General features: G+C 63.5%; 15 protein-coding genes. 4 read left to right on the top strand and 11 right to left on the bottom strand.

The annotated features are described in order from the left end of the window. Positions 1-44: 44 nt before the first annotated feature. From soxA to K3F49_RS14395, 7 genes are read right to left on the bottom strand one after another with little or no spacing between them, the layout of a single operon-like run. Positions 45-824 (bottom strand): sulfur oxidation c-type cytochrome SoxA, encoded by a 780-nt coding sequence (soxA, locus tag K3F49_RS14425; RefSeq protein ID WP_234681608.1) that lies wholly within the window; start codon positions 822-824, stop codon positions 45-47. After that, on the bottom strand, positions 821-1138 hold the full coding sequence (gene soxZ / locus K3F49_RS14420) for a thiosulfate oxidation carrier complex protein SoxZ (protein WP_234681607.1): 318 nt from the start codon (positions 1136-1138) through the stop codon (positions 821-823). Before soxZ ends, soxA begins: the two co-directional genes overlap by 4 nt. Then, entirely contained in the window at positions 1138-1605 is a 468-nt protein-coding gene (locus K3F49_RS14415; RefSeq protein WP_234681606.1) for a SoxY-related AACIE arm protein, read from the bottom strand. The genes soxZ and K3F49_RS14415 overlap by 1 nt, the downstream gene beginning before the upstream one ends. An 8-nt stretch (positions 1606-1613) precedes the next feature. Then, positions 1614-2063 (bottom strand): sulfur oxidation c-type cytochrome SoxX, encoded by a 450-nt coding sequence (soxX, locus tag K3F49_RS14410; RefSeq protein ID WP_234681605.1) that lies wholly within the window; start codon positions 2061-2063, stop codon positions 1614-1616. Continuing rightward, on the bottom strand, positions 2056-3339 hold the full coding sequence (locus tag K3F49_RS14405) for an NAD(P)/FAD-dependent oxidoreductase (protein ID WP_234681604.1): 1284 nt from the start codon (positions 3337-3339) through the stop codon (positions 2056-2058). Before K3F49_RS14405 ends, soxX begins: the two co-directional genes overlap by 8 nt. Before the next feature lie 45 nt (positions 3340-3384). Continuing rightward, a complete protein-coding gene (locus K3F49_RS14400; RefSeq protein WP_234681603.1) occupies positions 3385-5571 on the bottom strand; it encodes a xanthine dehydrogenase family protein molybdopterin-binding subunit in 2187 nt (728 codons plus the stop codon). Positions 5572-5582: 11 nt separating this feature from the next. Further along, a complete protein-coding gene (locus K3F49_RS14395) occupies positions 5583-6032 on the bottom strand; it encodes a (2Fe-2S)-binding protein (protein WP_234681602.1) in 450 nt (149 codons plus the stop codon). 313 nt (positions 6033-6345) lie between these two features. On the opposite strand from K3F49_RS14395, the gene K3F49_RS14390 reads away from it, so the two are divergent. Continuing rightward, positions 6346-7965, top strand: coding sequence for a B12-binding domain-containing radical SAM protein (locus K3F49_RS14390; protein ID WP_234681601.1), 1620 nt, complete (start codon positions 6346-6348; stop codon positions 7963-7965). A 172-nt stretch (positions 7966-8137) separates the two neighbouring features. Then, a complete protein-coding gene (locus tag K3F49_RS14385) occupies positions 8138-10333 on the top strand; it encodes a hypothetical protein (RefSeq protein ID WP_234681600.1) in 2196 nt (731 codons plus the stop codon). Positions 10334-10340: 7 nt separating this feature from the next. Here K3F49_RS14385 and K3F49_RS14380 read toward each other — a convergent pair whose 3' ends face one another. Further along, complete coding sequence (locus K3F49_RS14380; RefSeq protein WP_234681599.1) at positions 10341-11729, bottom strand: MFS transporter; 1389 nt, start codon at positions 11727-11729, stop codon at positions 10341-10343. Between the two features lie 171 nt (positions 11730-11900). Here K3F49_RS14380 and K3F49_RS14375 point away from each other — a divergent pair, with 171 nt between their 5' ends. Beyond that, positions 11901-12962: an isocitrate/isopropylmalate dehydrogenase family protein gene (locus K3F49_RS14375; RefSeq protein ID WP_234681598.1), complete on the top strand. Its 1062-nt coding sequence runs from the start codon at positions 11901-11903 to the stop codon at positions 12960-12962. A 141-nt stretch (positions 12963-13103) separates the two neighbouring features. On the opposite strand, the gene K3F49_RS14370 is transcribed toward K3F49_RS14375, so the two are convergent. The 3 genes from K3F49_RS14370 to K3F49_RS14360 all read right to left on the bottom strand — a co-directional run bounded on the left by K3F49_RS14370 (position 13104) and on the right by K3F49_RS14360 (position 16123). Then, a complete protein-coding gene (locus K3F49_RS14370; RefSeq protein ID WP_234681597.1) occupies positions 13104-14537 on the bottom strand; it encodes a DUF1254 domain-containing protein in 1434 nt (477 codons plus the stop codon). A 99-nt stretch (positions 14538-14636) separates the two neighbouring features. Then, entirely contained in the window at positions 14637-15305 is a 669-nt protein-coding gene (locus K3F49_RS14365; protein ID WP_234681596.1) for a hypothetical protein, read from the bottom strand. A gap of 470 nt (positions 15306-15775) precedes the next feature. After that, positions 15776-16123: a hypothetical protein gene (locus K3F49_RS14360; RefSeq protein ID WP_234681595.1), complete on the bottom strand. Its 348-nt coding sequence runs from the start codon at positions 16121-16123 to the stop codon at positions 15776-15778. A gap of 38 nt (positions 16124-16161) precedes the next feature. Between K3F49_RS14360 and K3F49_RS14355 the strand changes: the two genes are divergently transcribed. After that, positions 16162-16479 (top strand): hypothetical protein, encoded by a 318-nt coding sequence (locus tag K3F49_RS14355; RefSeq protein WP_346657319.1) that lies wholly within the window; start codon positions 16162-16164, stop codon positions 16477-16479. The last annotated feature ends 22 nt before the right edge of the window (positions 16480-16501 follow it).

Below are 16501 nucleotides of genomic sequence, written 5' to 3'. Positions count from 1 at the left end.
GATACTAGCGACCGTTCCACGCCTGCCTAGCCCTAATTTGGGCGTTACGGTCGCACCGCCGGTGTTTCCATCGGCATTCCGCGTGCCCGTGCCATCAGATAGAGCTCGAGCGCGACCAGCTCGGGTGCGCCGTAATCATAGGCCCGGGCGCGGACGCCGGTCATGCAGCTGCGCAGGCGCCGTTCCAGCGATCCCAACGTCTGCCATTCCAGCCGATAGAGCGGATAGCCCGTCGGCTGCCCTTGCGTGATCGGCGAGCCCGCGAGGCGCTTCTCAAAGTTGTCGTCGTGGCAATTGGTACAGGCGAGGTTGAGTTGACCCTCCCGCTGCATGAAGAGATTGCGGCCCTGTTCGACGAAAGGCTTGGCTTGCGGATCGTCGCCTGCGGCGATTGCGACGCCGCGCGATTGGTGGGCCACGAAGGCAGACAGCGCCAGGATGTCGTGGCTCTCGTAGGGCAGCGGTGCTGCCTGCTGATGATTGGCGCGGCAGAGGTTGATGCGCTGATCGAGCGTGACGGGGCGCGCGAGCGCCTTGTCGTAGGCGGGATAGCGGGCCGCGACGCCCTTCATGCTGCTTCGCGCATCGCCATGGCAGTCCGCGCACGCCTTGTCCGCGCTGCCGGCCTTCTTCGCCCACAGCGCCTCGCCGTCGAGCACGAACAGCATGCCCGGATTGGAGGTGTCGTCATCCTGCATGGCGCGTGTATCGGGGCCCATGAAGAAATAGCCGGAACGGCGCGCATCGGGCGGGATTTCGCCGGCGAGCAGGGCAGGGGCCGTGGCGACAAGCGCCGCCAGTACTATCGCGCGCCAAAGAATCATTCGACCGTGATCGATGCCGATGCGGCGGATGAATAGCCGTTGTCGCCGATCCATTCGAACTCGAGCTTGCCGCTCTCTTTGGCGACCGTGAAGAATGACAAATACGGATTGGCGGCGACGGCGGGAAACAGATCGGCGCGGAAGATCTCGGCGCCGTTGTAGCGGCAGGTGAAGCTCGTGATGATGTCGCGCGGCACCAGCGCACCGTCCATGGTGTGGCGAAAGCCGGTTTCCATGATGTGCGAGGTCAGCGTGCGGATCTCGATGATATCGCCGCGTTTGGCCTTCGCCGGGACGTTGATGAGGGCGGCCATCAGTTCACCTCCTCGGTGCAGGCGGCCAGTGTCACGACAATTTCCGCTGTGACCTGCCAGAACGAGTCGTCGGAGAGACGGGCGATCGCGACCACCTTCTGGGTGTCGGCGAGCCGGATCCGCGTGGAGATCTGGGCGCGGCCGGACGACGGGTTCAGATAGAAATTACCGATGTTCGGCTGCGGGTTCTTCTCGTTGAAGACGTGGATGCTCTTGACGTAGTCGTCCGCCGTCATCGGGCTTGCGACGTTCACCGTCATCGGCACGGTGTTGCCGTTCTCGACCAGCGGCGGAATGTCGAGCTTGATCTTGCCAACGCGAATTGGCGCTTCGCCGACGACGTTGCGGATGGCGGTGTTGAGCATCGCCGGCGTTGCTTCGACCGGCCGCAGCGTGACGATCGGGATCGTTCCAGCAACCGTCACGCCTCCGGCGAAGCTCAAGAATTTTCGACGCGTCGTTTGCATGAATGATCCTAGTCCCGAAGCGTTGCAAGAAAGGCCACGATGTCCTCGATCTCCGCAGCCGACAATATCGGTTTGTCGGCGAAATTGCGTCCGACGCGGACGAGGCCGTCCGCACGATAATAGGACGGCATGATGGTGTCCGGGTTGAAGCGCGAGGCGTCGACCATCCGAAGCCGCAACTGGCTCACCGTCCAGCGGTTCCCCGCGCCGGTGAGATCAGGCGCGAGGTCGCCCTGGAACCGCGTTTCGGGAAAAGGGCCGGAATGGCAGAGGATGCAGGTCGTCGTGCGTGTCAGCACCAGCGCGCGCCCGCGCGCGGCATCGCCGGGAACGCCCGTCAGCGAGTCCACGATACCGTCGCCGGTGATCTCATAGGGCGCGAGCCCCTCTGCGCGTGCGTCGGCCACGAACGCGAGACTGGCGATCAACGCAGCGGTGTGGACTATCGACCTAACCAAAGGTATCCGCCGTGATGGTTTGAAACCAGCGCTCGGCCTCGGCCGCCTCGCGGGTGCGCAGTTCGCGCGGTGCATCGACCGGGCTCGTCGCGCCGCCCTCGACCTCGGCAAAGATGTCGCCCCTCGGCTGGTAATTGCCGGCGAGCGAGAAGCCGTAGCCGGGCGCGACGGTGTTGTAGCAGACGCCGGTCAGTCGTGGTGTCTCCGGCACGCGGCCGGCGAGCAGGTTGACGATGGCTGCAGCGCAAGCCTTGCCCTGTGCGCTCGCGGCCGATGCCGATTTGGGAATGCCACCGCCCAGGCAGGCGTCGCCGATGACATGGACGTTCTTGACGAGCTTTGACTCGAAGGTGACGGGGTCGATCGGACACCAGCCGGTGGCATCAGTTGCGCCCGCGATCTCGGCAATGTGCCCGGCGCGCTGGGGCGGGATGACGTTGGCGATATCGGGTGTGTAGTTGCCGAACTCGGTGACGATGGTCTTGGTCGCGGGATCGACCGAGGTGACGCGGCCGCCTTGCGACAGGCCGATGCGCTCGATCATGTCGCCGTAGAGTTCCTTCCATGCCTTTTCGAACAGCCGCTGCTGCGAGAAATTGTCCTTGGCATCGAGGATCAGCACTTTCGAGCGCGGCTTCCTGGTCTTCAAATAATGCGCGATCAGGCTGGCGCGCTCGTAAGGAGCCGGCGGGCAGCGCGAGGGATTGGCGGGAATCGCGATGGCGACCGTGCCACCATCGTCCATCGCCTCCAACTGCCTGCGCAACAGCAGCGTCTGCGCGCCGGCCTTCCAGGCGTGCGGCATCTTTTCCGATGCGGCCTCGTCATAGCCGGGCAGGGACTCAAAGTGGAAGTCGATGCCGGGCGAGAGCACGAGGCGGTCATAGGGCAGGGCGACGCCATCGGCCGTCAGGAGGCTGCGCAGCTGCGGCTCGATGGTGGTCACGGCCTCGCCGATCACGGTGACGCCCTCGGCAGCCAGCTTGTCGTAGTCGAACTGCTGCGCTTCGATGTCGCGCAGGCCCGCGATCACCTCGTTGCTCAGGGGGCAGCAGGTGAAGACCGCATTGGGCTCGATCAGGATGACTTGCGAGTCGCCTTGCGCGCGCTTGAGCGCGCGGGCGCAGGCTGCGCCGCCGAAGCCACCACCGACCACGACGATGCGGCTGGTCGATTGCGCGCGCAAGACCGATGGCCGCGCCAATGTCGCGGTCGCGGCGGTGATGCCGAGCACGGCAGTTCGCCGTGTCATCGGTCGCGTGGTCATGCGGATCATCCAGGCAATTGCCGCGGCGACCGCTATGGCCGCCGCGGCTTTTCTTTAAGCGAAGCTGATGTTCTGGTCGCGCAGCGGCACCGAGCGGATGCGCTTGCCGGTCGCCGCGAAGTAGGCGTTGAGCACCGCAGGCGCCGCAACACCGATGGTCGGTTCGCCGACGCCGCCCCAGAATCCGCCGCTCGGCACCATCACCGATTCCACCTTCGGCATCTCGTTGATGCGCATCGAGTTGAAGGTGTCGAAGTTGGTTTGCTCGATGCGGCCATCCTTGACGGTGCAGCCGCCGTAGAACAGCGCCGAGAGGCCATAAACGAAGGAGCCCGCGATCTGCCGTTCCACCTGCGCCGGATTGACGACGTAGCCGGGATCGGTGGAAGCGACGATGCGAAGCACCTTGATCTTGCTGCCATCGGTCACCGAGATTTCGGCGGCGCCGGCGACATAGCTGCCGTAGCCCATGACCTGCGCAATGCCGCGATAGACGCCTTGCGGTGCGGGTGTAGTCCAGCCGATCTTCTCGGCCACGGCATTGAGCACCGCCAGATGCTTGGGATTCTTGCCCATCAGCTTGCGGCGGAATTCGAGCGGGTCCTGCCCTGCGGCATGGGCGAGCTCGTCCATGAAGCATTCCATGTAGATCGCGTTGTGATTGACGTTCACGCCGCGCCAGAAGCCGGGCGGAACGTGCGGGTTGCGCATCGAATGCTCGACCAGCAGGTTCGGCACCGAGTAGCCGAGCGCGGCTTCGCCGGATTGGGCGACGCCCTGGAATGCGGCCGGGTCCATGCCGTTCTGCAGCGCGTCGGGACGCACCGAGAACAGGATGGACTGCCCGGACAGGCGGTAGTGCAGCGCGACCAGATTGTTGTCGGCATCGAACGCGCCGGTCATCTTGCACTGGGTGATCGGGTGATACTTGCCGTGCGTCATGTCCTCTTCGCGCGACCACAACAGCTTGATCGGCGTGCCCGGCATCTGCTTGGCGATCGCGACCGCCTGACGGACATAGTCCGTCATGCCGCGCCGGCCGAAGCCGCCGCCAAGCATCACCTTGTGCACGTCGCATTTCTCCGCCGGCAGGCCCGAGGCCTCCAGCACCGCGGCGAAGGCCGCCTCGCCATTCTGCGTGCCGCACCAGACCTCGCATTTGTCCGTGGTGTAGAGCGCGGTGGCGTTCATCGGCTCCATCGTGGCGTGGTTCTGGTAGGGATAGTTGTAGACGGCCTCGACCTTCTTGGCGGCGCTCGCGATCGCCGCCTTCACGTCACCATTCTTGTTGCCGACATAGGCCGGTTGCGCGTCGTCAAGGCCCTCGGCCAGCCATTTCGCAATCGTCTCGCTCGATACCTTTGCGTTGTCGCCTTCGTCCCAGACGATCGGCAGCGCTTCCAGCGCGGTCTTGGCCTGCCACCAGGTATCGGCAACGACCGCGACCGCGCTGTCGCCGACCTTGACGACCTTCTTGACGCCTTTCATGCCGGTGATCTTGGCTTCGTCAAAACTCTTCACCTTGCCGCCGAACACCGGACAGTCCTTGATCGCGGCGTTCAGCATGCCCGGCAGCTTGATGTCGATGCCGTAGACCATCGTGCCGGTGGTCTTGTCGGCGGTGTCGAGCCGCAGCAAGCCCTTGCCCACGATCGTCCAGTCCTTGGGATCCTTGAGCTTGACCTCGGTCGGCGGTGTCAGCTTCGCCGCGGCTTCGGCGACCCTGCCGTAGGTCGTCGTCTTGCCCGATGCCTTGTGCGTGATGACGCCCTTGGCGACGGTGCATTCGGAGGCCGGCACCTTCCACTCGTCGGCGGCGGCCTGGATCAGCATCACGCGCGCGGTGGCGCCGCCCTTGCGGACATAGTCCTGCGAGCTCCGGATGCCGCGGCTGCCGCCGGTGGAGAAATCGCCCCAGACGCGCTTGCGGGCGACGCTCTGGCCGGGTGTCGGATATTCGGTCGTGACTTTCGACCAGTCGCATTCGAGCTCCTCGGCGACGAGCTGGGCGAGGCCGGTGAGCGAGCCCTGGCCCATCTCGGAGCGGGCGATGCGGATTACCACGGTGTCGTCGGGCCTGATCACGACCCAGGCATTGACCTCGGGCGAGCCGTCGGCTGCGCGGACGACGGCGGGGCCCCCGAAGGGGAGGTCGAGGCCGATGGCGAGGCCCGTGCCGACAGCGGCGGTGCCGATGACGAAGGCGCGGCGGTTCATCTTGGGGGAAACGTGCTTGTTCATGTGCCGGCTCCTCAGGCGCTTGCGATCGTGTGGATCGCTTCGCGCACCTGTTGGAAGGTGCCGCAGCGGCAGATATTGGTGATGGCCTCGTCGATGTCGGCGTCGGTCGGCTTCGGCTTCTCGTTCAGGAGCGCTGCCACGGCCATGATCATGCCGCTCTGGCAATAGCCGCATTGCGGGACGTCCTTGGCAATCCAGGCCTGCTGCACCTTGTGCAGCGTGCTGCCCGAGGCGAGGCCCTCGATCGTGGTGATCTTTTTGCCCTCGGCCTCGGCGACCGAGATCCCGCAGGAGCGGGTGGCGACACCGTCCATGTGGACGGTGCAGGCGCCGCATTGTGCAATGCCGCAGCCATATTTTGTGCCGGTCAACCCGGCATTTTCGCGGATCGCCCAGAGCAGCGGCGTGTCCGGCTCGACGTCGAGCGTGAAGGTTTTTCCGTTGATTGTTAGGTTTGCCATCGCAAGTCCCCTGATTGGCCCATCCACCGATGGACTCAGCGGCGCAATGTGTCCGGCAAACTGGAACTGTTCAAATCAAGAGTCCGAGGGGCAGCTATGAAGATTTCCGCCGTCGCGGGAAGATTATGGACCAAGCGGTGTTGTGCGCTCGCTGCGAAAGCCAACTCGATGGCCATCGACGCTATCTCCCTGAACGCCAGGAACACGGCCTGCGGCGACGTCAGACCTCGATCCGAGGGCGACAGTTTGTCCCTTTTGCCGTGGTGCAAGTCGACGACACTTTGATACACTGGGCCAGACAATGAGGAGTTCCATGAAGGTGCCGCACCCCTGCAACGTGCTCATGCTCTATCCGCTGTTCACGGCGGAGTCCTTCTGGAGCTTTGGCGAGTCCTGCAAGCTGATGGGCGTCCGGCGACCGGCTGCCCCGCTCGGCCTGATCACCGTCGCGGCGATGTTGCCGGAGAGCTGGACGGTGCGGCTCATCGACTGCAACACGCAAGCTTTCGGGGACGACGATCTCGCCTGGGCCGACGTCGTCTTCACCGGGGGCATGTTGTCGCAGCAGGCCGGTACGCTGCTTCTGATCGACAAGTGCCGCGCATCGGGCAAGCCGGTGGTGGTCGGCGGACCCGATCCGACGTCGAGCCCGCACATCTACGCAAACGCGGACTTTCAGGTGCTTGGCGAAGCAGAGGGCGTGATCGACGAGTTCATCGCGGCCTGGGACAGCGGCGCGCGCGCTGGCGTCTTCACCGCGCCGAAATTCCAGGCCGACGTCACCAGGACGCCGGTGCCGCGCTTCGACCTGCTCAAATTCGAGGACTATCTCTATCTCGGTGTGCAGTATTCGCGCGGCTGTCCGTTCACCTGCGAGTTCTGCGACATCATCGAGCTCTATGGCCGCGTGCCGCGAACCAAGACGACCGATCAGATGTTCGTCGAGCTCGAGCGGCTCTACCAGATGGGCTATCGCGGTCATCTCGATTTCGTCGATGACAATTTCATCGGCAACAAGAAGTCGCTGCGCCAGTTCCTGCCCCGACTCGCCGAATGGCAGCGCGCGCACGGCTATCCCTTCGAGCTGTCGACCGAAGCTTCGATCAATCTGGCCGATGATCCTGAATTGCTGGAGCTGATGGGCGCTGCGAATTTCTTCGGCATCTTCGTCGGCATCGAAAGTCCCGACCCGGCGACCCTGGTCGCGATGCGGAAGAAGCAGAACACGCGGCGCAACATCGCCGAGAGCATCCACAAGATCTACAGCGCCGGCATGCTCGTCACCGCCGGCTTCATCGTTGGCTTCGACAGCGAGAAGGTGTCGATGGCGGAGGCCATGATCGATTTCATCGAGGAGGCCGCGATTCCCGTCGCCATGGTCGGTCTGCTCTATGCGTTGCCGAACACGCAGCTGACGCGCCGGCTTGCGAAGGAGGGCCGGTTGCACGCGGACCATGATCTGGCATCCACGACAGGCGGCGACCAGTGCACCGGCGGCATTAATTTCGACCCGGTTCGCCCGCTGCGCGACATCCTGATGGACTACAAGACGGTGCTGGAGCGCGTCTATAGCCCGGCCGCCTATGCGGGGCGCGTCGACAAATTGATGACGCTGCTCGACCGATCGAGACAGCGCCACGAGCTCGCCGAAGGCGACATCCGCGCACGGGTCGGGGCGATGGAAACCGTGCACCGCGTGGTCACCGCGATCCCCGAGGCCCGCGGACCGCTGTGGCAGACCTTCATGAACTGCGCCAAGCGCGACACCTCCTCGGCGCGGATCGCGGTGCAGATGATCGCGGCCTACGCGCACCTAGGACCGTTCTCGCGCAAGGTCATCGATGCCATCGACGCGCGCCTGGCCGCGCTGGATGAGCAAATGCCGGTTCCGGTCGTCGCTGACGGAACGACCGTAGCGCGAAACCTGGCCTGACATCCTGCCGAAATTCAGGGCTGCGATTGTGAGCCGCTCGCTTGACAGCGCGACAACCTGGAGGCGATCGTCGTCAGGATAACACTGGGCCGCCATCAGTTGCGGCCACCCCAGCGAATTTTTCGAGCCTATCGGCCATATTGCGACAAGAATGGCTTTTTCGGAGTGCTGCATGTCCAGGAAGGTGATCGGCTGGTCGATCGCGGCAATCGTCGCGATCTTTCTGATCTTGAATTATCTCCCTTCGTTCGTCGCAGACTCCCTCTACAAGAATGTCGACGACGTCACCGACGGAGAGATGCCGGCCACCGTCACCTCGTTCGAATCGGGACCGGATGTCGTCAGCGCGATCGGCGGCAGCGGCGAGGGCCTGAACTGCAGCCTTCCCGCGGCGACCAACATCTTCTTCGACGGAAGCAAGGATGCCGAGGGCAGGCGCCACCTCGTCCTGCAGCGCTTCCGGCAGGCCTGCGTCTTCCACGATCTCTGCTATCGCCACGGCCTCGCCACCTACGGCTATAACCAGAACGATTGCGATCGCATCCTGCAAAATGCGGCGTTCCGGCTCTGCACCTATATTCGCAACGGCAGCGGGACCGACAGCGCGACGCGTTGCCAGACCGACTCGAAGATGGTCCTCGCAGGCGTCAGCATGGGCGGCTACAACGCCTTTCGCGGCTGGGATCGATCGACCTATTTCGAGTTCGAATCCGATCCGTTCCGCTCGGACGGTTTTCAGGCTGGCCGGGTGGTGGACCATCCGTTCAAGGCTGTCGATCCCGCCAAATATCGCAACGACCCGGATCAGGTCATCCTGTCCTTCGAGAACGTGCGATCGGATATTGCCGTCACCTGCATGACGTGCGGAAAGCTGCCTGTGTTCGAGTACACGCAGGATCCGAACGAGGTCGACGCCGAACTGCGTTCGGTCGGCGTGACGAAGTTGCCGGAGGCGTTGCTCAAGCGCGAGCCGATGCTGTCGGAAACCGTCCCGATATGGCTGCCGCCGCGCCGCCATCATGCGGCACCGCATTTGCTGGTCGACAGCAAGGGCAAGGATCATCTGATCTGGATGAGCCGGAACAATCCGCAGGACACCATGTCCTGTATCGTTGGCGCCGACGCCGCGCGGCTTCTCACCAATACCTTGCCGAAGCGCGATCTGTGCTCAAAGGACGCCGAGTCGTTGCTGACCATGGTGGAGGTCGACATGTTCGCGAGCTCTCCGCTGCCGATGGAAATTCCAGGCGCGCCTGAGCCCATCTACGCGACGGCAATCAGCCCGCAGAAAACGATCGACAACGATCTCAGCTTCTGCTCGCGTTCGGCGTCGCGGCCGGTCGAACAATCCGGCCATGACGACCGGTCCAGATGCATCAACTTCACCGGAGAAGCTGTCGTCAAGGGCGCCGCGCTTGGCGCATTCCAGAGTTTTCCGGTCGTTCGCCCCGGACAGCAGATCGTCTTCGCGCGGGATGTTAACCAACGGACGAATTCGCCGCTGACCGCGCTCTGGCAGCGCGCCTTCGGTGATACCTATTCACCGGGTGGCGCGCTGCTCGTGATCGACGTCGCGCCGCCGGCCACGCCCAAGGGAGCTGCATCCGCCACGCTGAAGAAGGTCGTCCGGTTCAACATCGACGATCGCTTCGACCCGATGATGCCGATCACGCGCAAGGTCGACGATCTGCGCTTCCTGAGCCTGGAGGCATCGAAACAGACCGCGCGCCTCCGCATGATCGATTTCGCCAAGGACAATCCGGCTCTTGGCAACGTGCGATTGACGATGGGCGGCGCCGACGTGGAGCTCGATCGCTCCTGGGCCGCAAGACCCGTGATGGTGCTGGAGACCAGGGACGCTCAACCCAGGACGAGGCTGGTGTTTTCGCGTGGTGAAATCGCGATCGATTCCGACAAGCCCGTCTCGCCCGATGCGACGACGGAAGCGCTGACATTGCAAACGCTGGTGTTCGAACGCGATGCGGCTGCGCCTTCGGATGCGCCGTTCGTGAAGTCGTCAGGCGCGGCTTGCAAGATCACTTATGAGTTCGCACCTGGTCATACCGAATGGCCATGCTATCGCGCCTTCGATCCCGATCGTTCGATGCGGGCCTCGCCGGCGGCGCGGATGCAGGCGTCGCAGATGCTGGTCGGGCATTTCTCCAAAAGCGCTGGACACGGCATCGCGTTTCCCGATGCCTGCCTGAAATCGGAGCCGATTATTCTGATGCCACAGGGCGTTTCGTTCAAGCCTGTGAGCGACACCGCGGGTTGGGACGGTGCGTGGAAGCTGAGACGGACGGTCAAATGCGACCCGCTCGATGCGGCGGCCATCGTCAGCCGACCGATGGCGCAGAAGGCGCAATAGTGTCGGCCTACTTCACCGCCAGCCGCAAAAAGCTCATCACGCTGCCGAGTGCAGCAAAGCCTGCGCCGAGCGCCAGCGCAACGGTCGCGCCGTTGTGACCGGCGAGCGCAAAGCACGCCGCGGCGAGCGCCGCGCCAGTCGTCTGTCCGGTCAGGCGCGCGGTGGCGACGATGCCCGATGCGCTGCCGCCGCGGTGTGGCGGCGCGCTTCCCATGATCGCCTTCATGTTCGGCGCCTGGAAGAAGCCGAAGCCCATGCCGCAGATCATGATCCGCCAGACGATATCGGGAATGCTCGGGTTCGCCGGAAGCAGCGCGAGCAGCGCCATGCCGAAGCCCAGCAAGATAAGGCCGATGCCGCCCAACAGGCCGACCGGATGGCGGTCGGAGAGGCGACCGGCGATCGGCGCCATGATGCCGACCACCAGCGGCCACGGGGTCATGAAGAAACCGGTCTCGACCTGCGAGCGGCCGAGCACGTCCTCGAAATAGAACGGCAGCGAGACGAAGGCCAGCCCCTGCACCGCGAACGAGCAGACGGCGGTCGCCGCCGACAGCGCGAACGTCGGCCGGCTGAACAGGTCGATCGGCAGCATCGGCGCAGGATGGTCGGCATGACGGCGCGTCAGGATGAAGCCGAGCGCGAGCGCCGTGACCAGCTCGACGGCCACGATAACAGGCGACAGGTTATGCGCCGCACTGCCAATGCCCGTGATGAACAGGCCGAGGCAGATTGCCGCGAGGAGTGCGCCGAGGAAATCAAAACCGTGATCGGCGCGCGGCGTCTTCGGTAGCATCGCAAAGCCGATGCCGATTGCGACGAGGCCGAATGGGATGTTGACGGCGAACAGCCACGGCCACGGACCGACCGCGAGGATGGCGGAAGCGATCGAGGGGCCGAAGGTGAAGGCGGTGGCGACCACAAGCGCGTTGTGGCCGAAGCCGCGGCCCTGCATCCGGCCGGGATAGACGAAGCGCACCAGCGCGGTGTTGACGCTCATGATCCCGCTGGCGCCGAGGCCCTGCAGCGTGCGCGCGACCAGCAGGCTGTCCAGCGACCAGGCGACCGCGCAGAACAGCGAGGCGATGGTGAACAGCACGAGGCCGCCGAGATAGATGCGCTGGTGCCCGACGATCTCGCCCAGCGCGCCGAGCGGCAGCAGCGTTGCCACCAGCGCGATCTGGTAGACGTTGACCACCCAGACCGACTGCTCCGGGCTGACATGCAGATCCGAGGCAATCGCCGGCAGCGCGATGTTGGCGATCGCGGTGTCGAGCGAGGCCATCGCCAGCGCGGTGAAGATCGCGGCAATCGCCCAGCGGCGCTGCTCGGCGGGCAGGCCATCGGTGACAGGATGATCGGGCTCGCGCGCAGCGGCAGGTAACGTGATTGTCATTGCCTTGCGCGTTCTCCGACAGCGTGGCGCGAATGGTCTGTCGGCATGTACTACGCCCGAGGCCGCTTCCACAGGCATATGCTTGCATGCATTGTATGCGCGAAGGTCAGGCGATCAGCCTGCGCGCTGGCGTATGATCGCGCCAGCTGCGGCACTCGGAAGGGGATCATCATGCAAATCGTCGTTCTGCCGGGGGACGGCATTGGGCCTGAGATCACGGCCGCGACATCGGGCGTGTTGCGCGCGGCGTCCGAGCGCTTCCAGCTCAATCTGCGGCTGGAGGAGCACGCGGTCGGGCACGCGAGCCTGAAGCTGTCAGGCACCACCGTGCGCCCCGAGCTGCTCGACACCGTCCGCGCCGCTGACGGCCTGATCCTGGGGCCGACCGCTACCTTCGACTTCAAGGACGAAGCGCATGGCGAGATCAACCCGTCGCGCCACTTCCGCAAGAACCTCGACCTCTACGCCAACATCAGGCCCGCGCGCACTTACACGGGCCGGCCCGGCCGGCTCGGCGATTTCGACCTCGTCGTGGTCCGCGAGAACACCGAAGGTTTTTACGCCGACCGCAACATGGAGCAGGGCAATGGCGAGCTCTTGGTCACGCCGGACGTCGTGATCTCGCTGCGCCGGATCACACGCTATTGCTGCGAGCGCATCGCGCACGCCGCCTGCCGTCTGGCGATGAAACGACGAAAACATCTCACCATCGTGCACAAGGCCAACGTGCTCAAGATCGGCGACGGCATGTTTCTCGGCATCTGTCGCGAGGCGGCCAAGGCGTACCCCGGTCTCGCCGTCGACGACATCCTGGTCGACGCGATGATGGCGCATGTGGTGCGCAATCCCGACCGCTTCGACGTCGTCGTCGCCACCAACATGTTCGGCGACATCCTGTCCGATCTCACCGCGGAGCTCTCGGGCAGCCTCGGCCTCGGCGGCTCGCTCAATGTCGGCGATCGCTACGCCATGGCGCAGGCCGCGCACGGCTCGGCGCCGGACATCGCAGGGCAGGACGTCGCCAACCCGGTCTCGCTGATCCTCTCGACCGCGCTGCTGCTCGGATGGCACGGCGAGAAGAACAGCGTGGCCCGCTACGAGGAGGCCGCGCGTGCGATCGAGACTGCGGTGGCGAAGGCGCTTGGCGAGGGCAGGGCGACGCGCGACGTCGGCGGCAAGCTCGGCACCATCGCAGCGGGCGCCGCGATCGCGGAGATCCTGCAGGCGGAGTGAGCTTTCGCCTGCGCTTTTTCTGCTTTTTGTTTCGGGCTCGAACCAAACATCTGGAAAACAACCCCATGCACAGTAGAAGGCCCCTTGAACGACAAGGGGTTTTTCAGACCGCTCGGCCGCGACCTATCCGCTCTCCGCTCTTCAGGCGTCAGCTTTCTTCACCGCCGGAATCTTCCACGATCCATTGATGATCGAGGGGTTCTTCTCGCTCGGCCAATACAGCCGCATCATCAGGACGAAATCGCCCGATGGTGCCGGAAGCCAGTTGGATTCCTTGTCCTTCCCCGGGGAATCCTTCTGGATGTAGAGATCGGTGGACCCGTCCGGGTTCGATTTCAGATGCTCGCGCGCGCTGATCGAGTAGCGGTTGATCGGATTGCTCACGAAGAAGTAGTCGGCGTCGTACATCGTCAGCGACCAGAAGCCTTGTGCCGGCGGCAACTGCCCCTTGGGGAATCGCACCACGTATTTGTTGGCGCCATTGTATTTCCGGTCCTCGGCATCCTTTAGCGATGTCGGATACACAGCGTCCTGCGGACGGTTGGCGCCGAGGCCAATGGCGGTGACCAGCGCCCGCATCAGATAGTCCGTGCCGTAGATGCCGGTCTTGGTCGTGAAGCCCCAACCGTTCTCGTCCTTCACGTCCTTGTTGACCTTGAACTGGAGCATGATCCGGTCATTGGCGATTTCCGGAACGCGCTTGACGAAGTCCGCCTTGAGCTTGTTCGCATCGAAATCCTGCCCCGGCACGATTCCAATCCTAGCGAACTTGGCGAGCTGCGGCGCATCCGCCGCGGCCGGCGGATTGTCTTTCATGAGCTTGCACAGCAGCGTGAAGTACGCCACGGCGTCCATTCTGTTCACCTGTTCGCGCACAGCCGTCTTCATGTCGACCGACGGATCAACAGTGCCCGGAGGCGGTGTATAGGGCTTGCCGTACGCACTCAGCGGCACCAGTGCGCATTGGTCCTGAAGCTTGTGAACCTCGGCGTAATCATCGGGTGTGCCGGTGCAGTAGATGCGGCCGAGCAGCCACACGATGTTGGTCGGCGATTTGAGCTCCTTGACTCCCGCCGGCAGCGTGCCCTTCCATCCCGGACCCGTGATCGCATAGGTCTGCGCGCCGGTGCCGGTCGTTCGCTTGCCTGGCACCTGGAACACGGTGGTCCAGCCGTCCAGCATCGGAAAAAGGGCGTAACGTCCCTTCATGTCGGGGATGCTCAACACCCACGGCTCCTTGCCGACGTCGAAGAACGACGTCGTATAGAGCGTGTCGGCATTGGGCGCCGTGACGTCGCGGAAACTCGCATCCGGATATTTGCGCAGCTTGATGATCTGGCCCATCGGCCCTCGGGTTCCGACCGGCGCGGCGACGTTGGTAATGACCCGACGCGTCATCTCCATCGTCACCAGCGGATAGCCGAAGACGTAGGCGTCGGTGGCAACAGCGAAATCCTCGAATCCTTCGCCAATGCCGAGGAATTCACCAAACTCGGCGCGGCTCATTGTGCTCATGGATGCACTGGCGAGCAGGCTGATGCCGCCAATCGTCACGTTGCGACGGGTGAAATTCATGGAACGATCTCCTTACATTCGCTTGTGAAAGCAATTTTACCGGGAGCGATAGTCCCGGTATCGCGCAGGCGCTCCGACCGCGCCTGCTTCAACGTTCCCTCAATAACAGGGGGGATACGGATAGTAGCCGCAGGCCGGACGCGCGTAGTACGGCGCAGCATAGGCGCCATAGGCTGCCGCTCCGACCGCACCGGCATACATCGCGCCGCGGAATGCGCTGCGCCGGGCGACGCCCGCAAACGACATCGGCGTGAACGGCCGGCCGATGATGTCGATGAACAGCGCGGCCCCGCCGTCCGCGCCGGCAAGGTCGCCTTCAAGGATCTGGACATTGAAGGCGAGCTTGTCGCCCTCGAGTTTTGGATTCTTCAGAACCACCACGGCGTCCTTCACGGAGCCATCCTTGCCGAGCACGGAAACGGTCGCGTTCGGAGGATTCTTGGCGAAACTATCCTCGCCCGATCCCCATTCCGCGATCACATCGGTGGTGAGCTGGTGGCCTGCGGACCGCACGGGACGGTCGGCAAATAAGATCGAGCTGGGCGATACGCCGTTCAAAATGAGGGTGTCGCCTTGCAACGTCGCGCCGCGCGAGTTGAGCACGAACAGCGACGGTACAATCTCCGGTTTGGCTGGCGTGGATGGCGTGCCGATCGTCTTCAGGGCAGGCGGCGCTGCCGCGTTCTGGGCCAGCGCAATCTCGGGAGCGGACAAGGCGGTGGTCAGTACCAGCAATCCGAAAATCTGATTCAATGTCGTGATACGCATTACATTCCCTCACTTGCAGAAGTTCGATCGATCAGGGGCCAAGGCACTCTCGCTCTGAGCGAGAGGTCGTCCATCGAAACGTACAACATCGGCTGCAGTTAACGCCGCATGGCGTCCGCAAAAGCAAAAAACGCGGGCTGGAATTAAACGTGATGGCCTTATAGGCTTGCAGGCACTTCAAAAAGGGTGATGCTACCTCCACGGGCATTACAGTAGCACAAGAAAATGAGGGCCAGCCATGATTTTTATTCTGTGCCTCTCCCTCGTTGCGCTATGGGTCGGTGTTTTCAAAATTCGGAATCATGCGGTGGAGCTGGTTGTCAGGGACGATTTCACCGTTGATCGGCGGATTTGTCTTCGCGACATTTCTTGCGCTCTTTAATTATCTCACGCAGTCGGGTCGCGTGAGGGTGACCGGCGCGTCGCGGAAGTGACGCCGAACGTGACGGGTCAAATTGTCGCAATCCCGGTCAAGCCGAACGTGCCGGTGAAGAAGGACGACGTGCTGTTTCGACCCCGCGCCGTTTCAGTACAAGGTCTCGCAGTTGCAGGGCTCGCTCGCGGCGGCAAAGCAACAGACTGAAATCCTGAAGGCGAATGACGAGCAGGCGAGCGCAAATGTGGCGGGACTCACCGCTCAGGCCGCCCACAACAAGCAGCGTCTCGCCGACATTGAGACGCCAGCCTCTGTTGCGCAGGCGGGCCGGCGGAGCGCCAAGCTTGCGCCGGATTCCGAGATCGACGGTGTCAACACCGCGGTTGTAGCGTAAGCCTGCGGCACCCTTTATAAAAGCCACGTGTACACGATTCTCGGTCATTCAAGCTTTATCCATCGTCCGCGTAGTTGGGAGGCCTTATGATGCGTCGCAATGTCGTCACGCCTGTTCATCTGTTTGCAGGCATTGTTCTGCTCGCCGCGTTGTGGCTGACCGAAAGCAGATATCATATCGACTTGATGATATCCGCCGCGCAAGCCGCGGAAGAAACGCCGAAGGACGAGCTCGCTGCGCAGATCCGCACGCAAGGCTTTGCCTGTGATCGACCGCTCCGTGCGACAAGAGATGTCAAGCGCTCCAGGCCGGACTATGCGGTCTGGGTCCTGAAATGCGGCAACGCGACCTACAGGGTCAGCCGCGCTCCAGATATGGCAGCAAAGGTGCTGCCATTGGAATAGCCATATCAGCGACGTCGTGCAG

The organism is Bradyrhizobium monzae, from assembly GCF_021458635.1.
Classification (GTDB): Bacteria; Pseudomonadota; Alphaproteobacteria; order Rhizobiales; family Xanthobacteraceae; genus Bradyrhizobium.
This window is presented reverse-complemented; position numbering and strand designations above follow the sequence as displayed.

Excerpts from the sequence above, each read along its gene's own strand:
- K3F49_RS14360 (WP_234681595.1), bottom strand. The coding sequence starts at position 16,123 with ATGACCGAGAATCGTGTACACGTGGCTTTTATAAAGGGTGCCGCAGGC.
- K3F49_RS14390 (WP_234681601.1), top strand. The coding sequence starts at position 6,346 with ATGAAGGTGCCGCACCCCTGCAACGTGCTCATGCTCTATCCGCTGTTC.
- K3F49_RS14355 (WP_346657319.1), top strand. The coding sequence starts at position 16,162 with ATGATGCGTCGCAATGTCGTCACGCCTGTTCATCTGTTTGCAGGCATT.
- K3F49_RS14385 (WP_234681600.1), top strand. The coding sequence starts at position 8,138 with ATGTCCAGGAAGGTGATCGGCTGGTCGATCGCGGCAATCGTCGCGATC.
- soxZ (WP_234681607.1), bottom strand. The coding sequence starts at position 1,138 with ATGGCCGCCCTCATCAACGTCCCGGCGAAGGCCAAACGCGGCGATATC.
- K3F49_RS14365 (WP_234681596.1), bottom strand. The coding sequence starts at position 15,305 with ATGCGTATCACGACATTGAATCAGATTTTCGGATTGCTGGTACTGACC.
- K3F49_RS14400 (WP_234681603.1), bottom strand. The coding sequence starts at position 5,571 with ATGAACAAGCACGTTTCCCCCAAGATGAACCGCCGCGCCTTCGTCATC.
- soxA (WP_234681608.1), bottom strand. The coding sequence starts at position 824 with ATGATTCTTTGGCGCGCGATAGTACTGGCGGCGCTTGTCGCCACGGCC.
- K3F49_RS14405 (WP_234681604.1), bottom strand. The coding sequence starts at position 3,339 with ATGATCCGCATGACCACGCGACCGATGACACGGCGAACTGCCGTGCTC.
- K3F49_RS14380 (WP_234681599.1), bottom strand. The coding sequence starts at position 11,729 with ATGACAATCACGTTACCTGCCGCTGCGCGCGAGCCCGATCATCCTGTC.
- K3F49_RS14395 (WP_234681602.1), bottom strand. The coding sequence starts at position 6,032 with ATGGCAAACCTAACAATCAACGGAAAAACCTTCACGCTCGACGTCGAG.
- K3F49_RS14415 (WP_234681606.1), bottom strand. The coding sequence starts at position 1,605 with ATGCAAACGACGCGTCGAAAATTCTTGAGCTTCGCCGGAGGCGTGACG.
- K3F49_RS14375 (WP_234681598.1), top strand. The coding sequence starts at position 11,901 with ATGCAAATCGTCGTTCTGCCGGGGGACGGCATTGGGCCTGAGATCACG.
- K3F49_RS14370 (WP_234681597.1), bottom strand. The coding sequence starts at position 14,537 with ATGAATTTCACCCGTCGCAACGTGACGATTGGCGGCATCAGCCTGCTC.